We start from the raw sequence: 12,355 nt of genomic DNA, 5'->3' as shown, positions 1-12,355 counted from the left end.
GCTGAGATTTCTAGCACTTGGTGATAGCCACCACAAGGGTCCGGCTCCGGGCGCCGGTTGTATCGTGGGCGGTCACTACCGCACCGCACGCTCCATTCCCGGAAGGAGGCGCGGGGTCCCGGCGCCGGCGCCGTCCTCCCACCGCACATGACTCGTAGAGCTTCCAGCAGCCCCGACGCGGTCGACCTCATTCTGGAGCAGTGGAAGCGGGAGCTGCCCGGTCTCGACGCCTCTCCGATGGAGGTCCTCGGCCGGCTCCACCGCAGCTTCCTGCGCTACCAGGGGCTGCTGTCCGATCTCTTCGACTGCTTCGACCTGAACATGGCGGCCTTCGATGTGCTCGCGACTCTGCGCAGGTCAGGGCCGCCCTACCGACGGACCGCCGGTGAACTCGCCGACATTTCCCTGGTGACCACCGGCGGCATCACACTGCGTCTGGACCGGCTGGAGAAGGCCGGTCTGGTGACCCGGGAACGCGATCCCGGCGACCGCAGGGTCGTGTACGCGCGGCTCACCGACCGGGGCATCGAGATCGCCGATGTGGTCGCGGTCGCGCACTTTGCCAACGAGGAGCGGATGCTGGCGGAGCTGACGGAGGCCGAGCGACGTCAGCTGGGCCGGCTCCTCGGCAAGCTGGAACGCTCCCTGGAGACGGCGGAACGGACACCGCCCGACCCCGGGACGGCCACCGGGGCGGCCGGGCAGCCGGCCCGGGTCGAAAAGCCGCCGGCAGTCAGTATCTGAGCACTGAGGCATCGCCGGGACGGGGCCGCGTCCGGCCCGGAGCGGTCGGCCGGACGCCCGGCCGACCGGAGGGCCACCGCCCTACGGCTGCGCGCCCACCACCGCGTGCGCCCAGTGGCACGCCACCTGCGTCTCGCCGCCCCCCGCGAGCACCGGAAGATCCTTCGTACGGCACGCGTCCGCCACCCCTGCCCGCTCCGCCTCGCCCGAGGCGAGGATCTGGCAGCGCGCGTGGAAGCGGCAGCCGGACGGTACCTTCGACGGGTCCGGCGGTTCACCCGTGAGGATCACCGGATCGCCCTCGGCCTCCGGCAGCACCGACAGCAGTGCCTGGGTGTAGGGATGCTGCGGGGCCGTCAGGATCTGCTCGACCTCGCCCGTCTCGACGATCCGGCCGAGATACATCACCGCGACCCGGTCGGCGATGTTCCACGCCAGACCGAGGTCGTGCGTGACCACCAGGGCCGACAGGCCCAGTTCGTCCCTCAGCCGCAGCAGCAGGGCCAGGATCTCGCCACGCACCGACGCGTCCAACGAGGCCACCGGCTCGTCGGCCACGATGAGTTCCGGTTCCAGGACGAGGGCGCCCGCGATCACGACGCGCTGGCGCTGGCCGCCCGACAGCTCGTGCGGGTAGCGCAGGAAGAACCGCTCGGGGGGCCGCAGCCCGGCCCGCGACAGGGCCTCCGCGACGGCGGCCCGTTCGTCACCGGCGTACCCGTGGATCCGCAGGCCCTCCGCCACCGCCTCGTACACCGTGTGCCGCGGGTTGAGCGAACCGCTGGGGTCCTGGAGCACCAGCTGCACCCGCTTGCGGTACGCCTTCAGCGCGCGGCCCGCGTAGTTGAGCGGTTTGCCGTCGAAGGTGACCGCCCCGGAGGTCGGGGGCACCAGCCCCAACAGGGAGCGGGCGAGCGTCGTCTTGCCGCACCCGGACTCGCCGACCAGTGCGACGATCTCGCCGGGCCGGATGTCCAGGTCGACGCCGTCCACCGCGCGCGCCGTGGCGGCACCGCGCCGGCCGGGGAAGGTGACCTTCAGTCCCTCCGCGCTGAGCAGAGGAGTGGTGGTGGTCATGATGTGCTCCTTGCTTCCTCGGCGCCCTGCGGGAGCGAGGCGTCGGCCGCCCCCGGCTCCACCAGCACACAGGCCGCCCGCCGTGCCGCGCCGGCGTCCCGCAGCTCCTGGTCCTGCGTGGTGCAGGAGTCCAGTGCCACCGGACAGCGCGGATGGAACGTGCAGCCGGCCGGCAGCGCCGACGGGTCCGGCGGGTCACCGGGCAGCCCGCGGGGCGCGAACCGGGAGGACCGGTCGCCGATCCGCGGGAAGGCGCCCGACAGGGCCTTGCTGTAGGGGTGTTGCGCGTCCTCGAAGACCGCGGCGGAGGGGCCCTCCTCCACGACCCGGCCCGCGTACATCACCGCGAGCCGGTCGCAGGTGTCCGAGAGCACCGCCAGGTCATGGCTGATCATGATCAGACCGAGGTCCTGCTGGGACACCAGCTGCTCGATCAGCCGCAGGATCTGGGCCTGGATCATCACATCGAGGGCCGTCGTCGGCTCGTCCGCGATGATCAGGTCCGGGTCGCAGGCCAGCGCCATCGCGATCATCACGCGCTGCCGCTGACCGCCGGAGAGCTCGTGCGGATACGCGTTCGCGCGTGCGGCCGGCAGCCCCACGTGCTCCAGGAGTTCACCGGCCTTCTTCTTCGCGCCGGCCGGTGTCGCCTTCTTGTGCAACAGGATCGGCTCGGCGATCTGGTCACCGATGCGGTGCACGGCGTTGAGCGAGTGCATCGCCCCCTGGAAGACGATCGAGGCACCCGCCCAGCGCACGGCCCTGACCTGGCCCCACTTCATGGCGAGGACATCCTCGCCGTTCAGCAGGATCTCGCCGGTGACCTTCGTCCGGGCGGGCAGCAGCCGCAGCAGCGCGAGTGCGAGCGTCGACTTGCCGCACCCGGACTCACCGGCGATGCCGAGCTTCCGGCCCGCGTCGACGGTGAGGTTCACGCCCCGGACCGCCTGCGCTCCGCCGGCGTACGTCACCGAGAGGTCGCGTACCTCCAGCAAGGGGGTCTTCTGTGTGCTCGGTGTACTCAACGGGCCACCCCCAGCTTGGGATTGAGGACGGACTCGATGGCACGCCCGCACAGTGTGAACGACAGCGCCACCAGGGCGATGGCGATGCCGGGCGGTGCCAGGTACCACCAGTCGCCGGCGCTCACGGCGCCCGCCTCGCGTGCGTCCTGAAGCATGCCGCCCCAGGAGGTGATGGTCGGGTCGCCGAGGCCGAGGAAGGCGAGCGTGGCCTCGGTGAGAATCGCGCTGGAGATCACGAGCGTGGTCTGCGCGAGCACCAGCGGCATCACGTTCGGCAGGACGTGGCGGGCCATGATGTGCCCGTGGCCGCCGCCCAGGGCCCGGGCGCGCTCGATGTAGGGACGGGACTCGACGGCGAGCGTCTGGGCGCGGACCAGACGGGCCGTGGTCGGCCAGGTCGTCACGCCGATGGCGAGGATGACCGTCCAGATGGAGCGGTCCATCACCGTGGCGAGCGCGATCGCGAGAACGAGGGTCGGCATCACCAGGAACCAGTCGGTGACGCGCATCAGAACCGTCGAGTACCAGCCGTGGAAGTGGCCGGCGACGATCCCGACGACCGTCCCGATCGCCACGCACAGGAATGCGGCGAGCAGCCCCACCGTGAGCGAGACGCGGGCGCCCCACACCAGCAGTGCCAGGACGCTGCGCCCGAACTGGTCCGTACCCAGCGGAAATTCTCCGCTGGGCGATTCGAGCGCGCCCCCCGGTGCATCGGTGACGCTCTGCGAGTCGGCGCCGGCCAGTGTGGGCGCGAACATCGCGATCAGTGCGATCAGGATGAGCCCGGCCAGCCCCCACAGGCCGCCCCGGTGTGTCCGGTACTCCCGCCAGAAGCGGGCCAGCGACTGGCGCTTGCGGGCCCGGGCCAGGGCGCGCGGGGTCTTGGTCACGCCCGCTTCGTTCTGCACGGGCAACGGTTCGGTCGTCATCGGCCCACCCGGGGATCGAGCAGCGGATACAGCACGTCGGCGAGGGTGTTCGCCAGGATCACCGCGGTGGCGAAGACGAAGAACAGCCCTTGGACGAGGGGAAGGTCGGGCACGCTCAGCGCCTGGTAGAAGAGACCGCCGAGTCCCGGCCAGGAGAACACCGTCTCGACCAGGATCTGGCCCGCCACCACATGACCCAGGTTCACGAACATCAGTGTGAACGTCGGCAGCATCGCGTTCGGGACGGCGTGCTTGCGCCGTACGACATCGTCACGGAGCCCCTTCGCACGGGCTGTCGTCAGATAGTCGCTGCCCATCTCGTCGAGGAGCGAGGAACGCATCACGAGGAGTGTCTGCGCATAGCCGACCGCGACCAGCGTGATCACGGGAAGCACCAGGTGATGGGCGACGTCGAGGACGTAGGCGACGCCCGTCTCGCCGCCCGACTCCAGGCCGCCCGTCGGGAACATGCCGGGGATCGGGCCGATGCCCACGGAGAAGACGATGATCAGGAGCAGACCCAGCCAGAACGACGGCACCGAGTAGAGCGTGAGCGCGAACGCGGTATTGAAGCGGTCGCTGCGGGAGCCGTTGCGCCAGGCGGTACGGGTGCCCAGCCAGATGCCGAGCGCCGTGTAGAGGACGTACGCCGTGCCGGTGAGCAGCAGGGTCGCCGGGAGCGCCTCGGTGATCTTGTCGATGACGGGGGTGTGGAACTGGAACGAGGTACCGAAATCCCCGGTCAGTGCGTCACCCACGTAGCTCGTGAACTGCTTCCAGAGCGGCTGGTCGAGGCCGAACTGGTGTCGGAGCGACTGGAGCTGCTCGGCGGAGACGCGGCGGCCGCCGGTCATCTGCTTCACGGGGTCGCTGGGGATGAGGCGGAAGAGGAAGAAGCTGGTGACCAGAACGGCGAACAAGGAGATGACCGCTCCCGCGATCTTTGCCGCCACGTACTGGAGATAGACCTTGATGTTGCGCGCCTGTGCGTCGCGGGCGACCGACGGCCCGGCCGGAGCCCGGCCGTCGGTGTCCGCATCCGCGTTCTGCACGAGCGCCGGAGTGCTGTCAGCTGTCATGGGGGAACTCTCGTTACTCGTGCTGCACTTGGAGGGACCGGCAGGGGGGTTGCGATGTCGTGGCCCCCTGCCGGTCCCTCTCATCCCGTTCGCGTGATTATTCGCGTTCCTCCGCCGTGCTGCGGCGGCGCCGCGCGAGGAGGAACCCGCCACCGGCGACCACCACCACGGCGACGAGGATGCCGATGACGACACCGGTGGAGCTGCCACCGCTGTCCGCGGCCGAACCGTTCTTGCCGTCGGCGGCCGCCGGAACGGCCGACCACCAACTCCAGTACCCGTCCTGGCCGTAGATGTTGCCGGCTGCCTCGGGCATGGTGGTGATGGACTTGATCTGGTCGGTGCGGTACGCCTCGACCGCGTTCGGGTACGCGATGATGTTCATGTACCCGGAGTCGTACATCCACGACTCCATCTGCTTGACGATGTCCGCCCGCTTGGCCGGGTCGTACTCGGCGAGCTGCTTCTTGTACAGCTCGTCGTACGTCTTGTCGCAGATGAAGTTGTCCGTGGCCGCGCTCTCCTTGGCCTTGGCGGGCAGGGCCGAGCAGGTGTGGATACCCAGGACGAAGTCCGGATCCGGGTTGACGGACCAGCCGTCGAAGGCGAGGTCGTACTCACCCGCGTACCAGGGCACCGAGACGTCGTCGCGGCAGTCGACCTTCAGGCCGATGCCGAGCTTGCCCCACCACTCCTTGAGGTACTTGCCGATCGCCTTGTCGTTCGGGTCCGTGGCGTGGCACAGGATGCGCAGGTCGAGCGGCTTGCCGTCCTTGCCGACACGCTGGTCGCCCTTGAGCTTGTACCCCGCCTGATCGAGGAGCTTGGCCGCCCGGTCGGGGTCGTACGACAGCTTCTGGCTGTCGGACGGCTGCCAGAAGTAGTCCGAGAAACGCGGCGGAATGTAACCCTGGCCCTCGACGGCGTGGCCCTGGAAGACCTTGTCGATGATGGTCTTGCGGTCGATCGACAGGAAGAGCGCCTGGCGGACCTGCTGGTCGAGCAGGGCCTTGTTGCCGTCGCCGAACTTCTTGCCGTCCTTGGTCTGCGCGCCCGGGTTGGTGGCCAGCGCGAAGAAGCGGCGACCCGGACCCTCGTTGACCTTGATGTTCTTGTCGCCCTTGAGGGACGCGGCCTGGGCGGGCGTGAGCGCGGGGGCGCCCGCGACGAACGAGACCTCACCCTTGCGCAGGGCGGCGACCGCGGCGTCCTGGTCCTTGTACGTCTTGAAGACCAGCTCGTCGAACTTGGGCGCGCCGCGCCAGAAGCTCTTGTTGGCCTTGAGCTTCACATACTGGTCGACCTTGTAGTCCGTCAGGATGTACGGCCCGTTGCCGACGATCGGGAACTTGGTGTCGTTGTTGAACTTCGAGAAGTCCCCGACCTTCTCCCAGACATGCTTCGGCACGATCGGCACATCGAGTGCGGCCATGGTGGCCTGAGGCTGCTTCAGCTCGATGACCAGCTTTTCCGGGCTGGGCGCCGTCACCTTCTTGAAGTTCGCGACGAAGCTGCCGTTCGCGGTGGCGGCGCCTTCGTCGGTCATCATCTTGTTGAAGGTCCACGCCGCGTCCTCGGCGGTGGTCTGCTGCCCGTCCGACCACTTGGAGTTGGACCGTATGGTGTACGTCCAGGTCAGCTTGTCGGCGGACGGCTCCCACTTGGTGGCGAGACCAGGGACCGTGTGGTTGTCCTTGGGGTCGTAGTTGGTGAGGAAGTCGTACATGAGCCGGTGGACGCTGGTGCTCATCAGCCGCTGAGCGAGGAACGGGCTCAGTGAGTCGACGCTCTGTGCGACCGCGACGGTCAGCGTCGTCTTGCCGTTGTCGGCGGCCTGCGCCTGCTGCGGGGCGGCGCCGAGCGGCATCCCGGGGACGATCGATCCGGCCGCCAACGCGAGGGCCGCGGCACCGGATGCCAGGAGGATACGCATACGTGAGCGTGGCTGAGCGGAGGGTGGTGGGACTCTTGTGACCATGGACAGGGACCTCGCGTCATGACTCGCACGGAGAAGGCGGGTTGATCTCTGGTTCGCCAACTGGTGAAGCGAAGGTCTACCAGCGCTGGTCGAGTCGCGTCAACGGTGCCCCAAACGGCGTGTGGGCTGCAGGAATGCCCAAAGGGCCCGCACCGTCGGGACGGTGCGGGCCCTCATTGGTTCAGACCTCTGATGCCTTACTGCTGAGGCGCTGACGGCGGCTGCGGAGGGTGCTGCTGCCAGCCTGCGGGCGGGACGGGGCCTTGCAGTTCGGGGTGGTCCTGCTGTGCCGGCAAGCCGGGCTGACCACCGTGCTGCTGCGCCGCGGGCAGGCCGGCCGGGCTCGCCGGGGACTGGGCCTGGGACGGCAGCGACTGCTGCCACCCGTTCTGCTGCACACCGGGACCGGGGTGCGGGGGATACGGCTGCTGTCCCCCGTACGGCTGATGGGGCGGGTAGGGCTGCTGGGGCTGCTGAGGCGGATACGGCTGGCCCGTCTGCTGCGGTGCGTAAGGCTGCTGACCGGGCATCTGGTGTCCGGGCATCGGCGGGGCGAACTGCGGCGGCGGGTTGCTGCCGTCCGACGTCCACAGGCCCTGCTGCTGCTGGGCGCGCGGGAAGTCCTCGGCGACCAGCGCGGAGAGATTGAAGTACGCCTCACGGGTCTTCGGGCGCATCATGTCCAGATCGACCTCGGCGCCGGCCGACAGATGCTCGTCGAACGGTACGACGATCACGCCCCGGCAGCGCGTCTCGAAGTGCTGCACGATGTCATCGACCTTGATCATCTTTCCGGTCTCGCGGACCCCGGAGATGACGGTGATCGAGCGCTGCACCAGTTCCGCGTACCCGTGCGCCGACAGCCAGTCCAGCGTCGTGGAGGCGCTGGAGGCACCGTCGACCGACGGCGTCGAGATGATGATCAACTGGTCGGCGAGGTCCAGCACTCCGCGCATCGCGCTGTAGAGCAGACCGGTACCCGAGTCGGTGAGGATGATCGGGTACTGCTTGCCGAGGACATCGATCGCGCGCCGGTAGTCCTCGTCGTTGAAGGTCGTCGAGACCGCCGGGTCCACGTCGTTGGCGATGATCTCCAGACCGGAGGGCGCCTGCGAGGTGAATCGGCGGATGTCCATGTACGAGTTGAGGTACGGGATCGCCTGGACCAGGTCGCGGATGGTGGCCCCGGTCTCGCGACGCACGCGGCGGCCGAGCGTACCGGCGTCCGGGTTGGCGTCGATGGCGAGGATCTTGTCCTGGCGCTCGGTGGCCAGGGTCGCGCCGAGCGCGGTGGTCGTCGTGGTCTTGCCGACCCCGCCCTTGAGGCTGATGACCGCGATCCGGTAGCACGACAGCACGGGTGTACGGATCAGGTCGAGCTTGCGCTGCCGCTCGGCCTCCTCCTTCTTGTTGCCCAGCTTGAAGCGGGACGCGGCGGACGGCGCGCGACTGCTCTTGGCCTTCTGCTTGCCCCGGACCAGGCGGTCGGAGGACAGCTCCACGGCCGCCGTGTAACCGAGGGGCGCGCCGGGCACGGAACGCTCGCGCTGGTCATGGGTGACCGGGGTGGGCCAGGCCGCGCCGGTGCGCGGGTCGACGGGCGGACCCTGCGGCGGCTGCTGTTGCGGGTGCTGCTGCTGGGGTGGCTGGGGCTGTTGCTGGTGGGCGGGCGGCTGGGGCGCGACCGGCGCGGGCAGATTGGGTGCGCCCTGGACCGGCGGCTGGTTGCCCTGGGGCGGCTGCGGGGCGCTCTGTTGTGCGGGCCACTGCGGTGACTGCGGCACCTGAGGCGGTTGCGGGAACCCGTATGCGCCCTGCGCCGGCGGCGCCGGCGGCGCGGGGGGAGCGGGGTGCTGCGGAACCTGCGGCGGCAGCGGCACTCCTTGGGCGGGCGCCTGCGGCTGCGGGGGGAATCCGTAACCGCTCTGCGGCGCCGGGGCGTTCCGCTGGGCGGGCAGCTGAGGTGCCTGCGGTGGCTGAGGCGCTTGCGGAGCCTGCCCGGGGTTCGGGAACCCGTAACCGCCGGGCGCCTGGTTCGTCTGGGCAGGCCCCGTCGCCGGCCACTGCGGCGCCGGCTGGGGCGCGTCGGGCTGCGGCGCGGCGGGCTGGAAGGCGGGCGGCAGCGGCGGCAGCCCGCCCTGCGCGGGCGGTGCCGGGGTCCAAGGGGTCGGCGGCGCAGCAGCCGGCGGGGCGTTCTGCGGCACCGCATCCGAAATGGCGTCCGAGGGCGCAGGGCCGACAGGCTCGTCGGCGTCGGCAGGAACGTCGGCCGGAACTTCGTCCGTAACGGAGTCCCTGACCGCATCGGTCACCGAATCCGCATCGCCGTTGCCGTCGTCGGTCGCCGCGTCGGAAGGCTGCACGGAATCGGATCCGGCGGTAGTGCCCGCATCGGCCGCGCCACCGTCCCGGCCACGATCACCGGTAGCGGCCCCGTCCGCCGTCGGGGCATTTGTCGCAGCCGCGGTCGCGGCCACAGCGGCGTCCGCGGCCTCCGCGGCCGCAGCCTCCCGCTCCGCGATCTCCCGCTTCAGTGCGGCCGGCGAGAACCGCATGGTCGCGCCGCTCTCCAGGTCTCCGCCTCCGAAGGGAGCCGGCGCACCACTCGCCTCCCCCGCCCCGGGTGCGGGGGAGGAGGGATCGGCGACAGCGGCAGCAGCAGGGGGCGTCGGCTCGACCGGTGCCACCGGCGGTGCGGGTGCGGGCGGCGTCGGAGCCCAGGTGGGCTCGAAGCCGCCCCCGGCCGGCAGCCCGGGCACGGACACCGGCGCCCCGTTGGGCGGCGGAGGCGGCGCCAGGTGCGATCCGGCCCCGCCCGAGGAGTCCCCGGACGCGTTCTGCGTGTACCAGGCGGGCGGGGTGTAGTCGATGGTGAACTCACCCGTCATCTCGGCGGGCTCCGCGTCGGACGACTCGTCGACGGGCCTGCTCCAGCCCTCTCGGATTTCGTCCCGATCGCCGTTCACTTTGCCTCCTGGTGTGGTCGAGCACCCTTGTGCCGTGGTGGGTGGGGGCGACCGTTCCCGTATTCCGAACCGCCCGGCTCTCCCCCTTGGGACGCGCATTGCCTGCCCGCAGGTTCTTCTGCCGCGCCCCCACCCACCCTAATCGTCATCGGGCCCCCTCCGGCAGGCCGTAGGGCACCGCAAGAGCTGTCCAGTACGTCACGCGTAGCCCCCAAGTGAACCGAGTACGGCAGAGCGTGAAGAGCGAAGCGGTCAAACTCGTACATCTGCATACGGATATGTGAACATTCCGTGCGCCTTGCCCGGGGTCGGTAGTACCCCGCACGCTTGCGAGGCTCAGTCCATCCGTCGTGCGCCGCCCAGCAGCCCGGTCTCCGCATCGGTGGCCTGCGTCATCACGAACTGCCGGTCCCGTTCCGTGCACCAGAGGGTGACCCCGTCCGCCAGCGTCGACAGCGCCTGCGTCGCGGTCGCCGGCAGATGTGCGATTCGCCCGATCTGTGTGGCTTCATCAGGAGATACCCGCTGAATCCCCACCAGGGACGCCTTCTTCATCAACGCGGGCGCCACCGGACTCAGATACGGAAGCAGCGTCACCACCGACTGCCAGGGCCCGGACACCACTCGCCCGCGCGGCGGCCGCATCCCGCAGTCCCGCACCACGAGCACCGGGCTGCCGGCCGAGGCGCCCTGCGGTGGCACCCGCCCCACGTCGTGCAGCGAAATGCACGGCTGGCCACCCCCGGCCGCCTGTGCGAGTCCCGTCCAGGCGTGGGCCCGGCCGGTCTCCACGACGATCCGGGCACCGATGGCGGCCGCCCGCAGGGCGAGCACCTGCGCCGTCCACAGCCCGCCGATCAGCGTGACGTCGTACGGCGTCGGCCGGTTGATGCCGAGCACGGCGGGCCGCCCCTCGGCGTCCACGCCGATCACCATGCCGTCGTCGCCGACCGGCAGGGCCATCGAGGCCAGTTGCTCGACGGAGACCGTGTGCCGGCTGCGACGCGGTCCGATCAGCCCGAAGCCCAGCCGGGCGCGGGCACTGGTGGGTACGGACATCAGCGGGTACCCCCGAGCGGCAGCGTGGCGAGCACGCCGGGCAGCTGCTCGCGGTCGAGTCGTACCAGCGATGTCTTCACGCCACGCGCGGTGCGCTCCAACTCATGCCGGGCGGTGAGCAGTTCCTCGTCGCTGCGCCCCGTTATCCGGACGTGGCCGGCGATCGAGACCTCCTGCCGGTCGCCGTGTCCCAGCGTCAGGCTGAAGGTCGTGGCGAGCGCCGGGAGCGAGGTGAGCAGCGCGACCAGCTGCGGCATCGACGCCCCGCCGCCGTTCATCGCCCCGCCGAACTGCGGCCAGCGCCCCACCCAGTAGGTGGTGTGCCACCGGTCGTCGCAGCGCCAGGTCCGCGCGGTCTCCTCGGTGCGCCGCGCCGGTGTGTGGGCCCGGCCCGCCTGCTCCATGGCCGACGGGCTGACGCAGGCCGAGGTCGCGATCGCCGACGTCAACTCCTGCTCGGTCAGCACCGTCGCGCGGAAACCGGCCCCCGTCAGTCTGCTGGCCAGCTGATCGGCAGCGCGTACGAGACACTTCTGCGCCCCTTCGACCCCGCCGCCGCGCGCCTGCACGGCCTCCGGGCAGAGTTCCGGGTCCAGCTTGAGCGCGATCCAGGTGATCCGGACCGCGGGCGATCCCGTCCGGGCCTGCAGCGGTGCGTAGTTGCGCGCCGCGACGGACTGCGGGGGCAGATGCGGGGCGGGCGCGGGCTGGGTGTGCTGCACGATCTGCGCCGACTCCAGGCGGATGCCGTCGACGTCGAGCACGTCCCGGACCAGGGTCAGCGGCAGCGGCTGCGCGGACCGGTCGGGCCGCAGCGCCGTGGCGTCCGACTCGATCTGCAGTACGGCGGTGACGAACGTACCGTCACCGATCATCCCGACCGGCCGCCGGTCACGGTCGCTGAACGAGTACGTGCGCAGCGCCGGGTCGCACTCGACGGCGGGCGCGATCCCCGGCTCGGTACCCACGGGCAGCACCAGCGACGCGGCCCTGCGGGTGCGTGCGCGGAGCGCGATCGCGGTGCCCAGCCACTCGGGCAGCGAACGGCGGTGTCTGCGCAGGACGGCGAGCAGCACCAGCGCAGTGGCGACCGCGCCGGCCGGAACCAGCAGCAGCGGCTCGATCACCCAGGCCACGAGCAGCAGCGCAGCCGCGATCTCGATCAGTACGAGTTGTTGCAATCGGAACGAACCGAAGTGTCCGGGGCGTCCGTTCACCCGCCGGAGGGTCTGTTGGCCGGGGCCGGAGGAGCCGCGAGCCGGTCCGCCGGGCCGGTACGGGGAGGACGCCGCTCCGGTGGGTGTGTGGGCTGCGGAGGGCGGTGCGTTCCCGGCCGGACGTGTCCGCGTCGCGGAAGACATCATTCCGGCATTCCCCCGTTCATAAGGCCCCCGTTTCGACCCGATCACCCCTGTCCCGCCGGGGGCTTTGGCGGCTGGATCACCCTACCCGCCCCGCGGCCGCCCGGGGTCAGCAGGCATAGTAGGGGCCTGTC

The 12,355-nt window shown here is 70.6% G+C and carries 9 protein-coding genes; 1 reads left to right on the top strand and 8 read right to left on the bottom strand.

The genetic code is table 11. The annotated features are described in order from the left end of the window. The first annotated feature begins 147 nt into the window (after positions 1 to 147). The gene (locus OHB49_RS13195; RefSeq protein WP_329160433.1) at positions 148 to 744 is read left to right on the top strand and encodes a MarR family winged helix-turn-helix transcriptional regulator; all 597 of its coding nucleotides are present in this window, start codon (positions 148 to 150) and stop codon (positions 742 to 744) included. Between the two features lie 81 nt (positions 745 to 825). On the opposite strand, the gene OHB49_RS13190 is transcribed toward OHB49_RS13195, so the two are convergent. The 8 genes from OHB49_RS13190 to eccE form a co-directional block, all read right to left on the bottom strand. Continuing rightward, positions 826 to 1,821 (bottom strand): oligopeptide/dipeptide ABC transporter ATP-binding protein, encoded by a 996-nt coding sequence (locus tag OHB49_RS13190; protein ID WP_030979807.1) that lies wholly within the window; start codon positions 1,819 to 1,821, stop codon positions 826 to 828. Next, entirely contained in the window at positions 1,818 to 2,846 is a 1,029-nt protein-coding gene (locus OHB49_RS13185) for an ABC transporter ATP-binding protein (protein ID WP_329160432.1), read from the bottom strand. The genes OHB49_RS13190 and OHB49_RS13185 overlap by 4 nt, the downstream gene beginning before the upstream one ends. Then, complete coding sequence (locus tag OHB49_RS13180) at positions 2,843 to 3,778, bottom strand: ABC transporter permease (RefSeq protein WP_329160431.1); 936 nt, start codon at positions 3,776 to 3,778, stop codon at positions 2,843 to 2,845. The genes OHB49_RS13185 and OHB49_RS13180 overlap by 4 nt, the downstream gene beginning before the upstream one ends. Then, positions 3,775 to 4,857: an ABC transporter permease gene (locus tag OHB49_RS13175; protein WP_030979810.1), complete on the bottom strand. Its 1,083-nt coding sequence runs from the start codon at positions 4,855 to 4,857 to the stop codon at positions 3,775 to 3,777. The genes OHB49_RS13180 and OHB49_RS13175 overlap by 4 nt, the downstream gene beginning before the upstream one ends. Positions 4,858 to 4,954: 97 nt before the next feature. Continuing rightward, a complete protein-coding gene (locus OHB49_RS13170) occupies positions 4,955 to 6,835 on the bottom strand; it encodes an ABC transporter substrate-binding protein (protein ID WP_329160429.1) in 1,881 nt (626 codons plus the stop codon). A gap of 197 nt (positions 6,836 to 7,032) precedes the next feature. Beyond that, positions 7,033 to 9,801, bottom strand: a complete 2,769-nt coding sequence (locus OHB49_RS13165) for an SCO5717 family growth-regulating ATPase (RefSeq protein ID WP_329160427.1) — start codon at positions 9,799 to 9,801, stop codon at positions 7,033 to 7,035. 336 nt (positions 9,802 to 10,137) lie between these two features. Then, entirely contained in the window at positions 10,138 to 10,860 is a 723-nt protein-coding gene (locus tag OHB49_RS13160) for a hypothetical protein (protein WP_329160425.1), read from the bottom strand. After that, entirely contained in the window at positions 10,860 to 12,221 is a 1,362-nt protein-coding gene (gene eccE, locus OHB49_RS13155; protein ID WP_329160423.1) for a type VII secretion protein EccE, read from the bottom strand. The genes OHB49_RS13160 and eccE overlap by 1 nt, the downstream gene beginning before the upstream one ends. Between the last annotated feature and the right edge of the window lie 134 nt (positions 12,222 to 12,355).

The organism is Streptomyces sp. NBC_01717, assembly GCF_036248255.1.
In the GTDB taxonomy this organism is placed as follows: Bacteria; Actinomycetota; Actinomycetes; order Streptomycetales; family Streptomycetaceae; genus Streptomyces.
The sequence above is the reverse complement of the archived record's forward strand: the minus strand, read 5'-3'. Positions and strand labels throughout refer to the sequence as shown.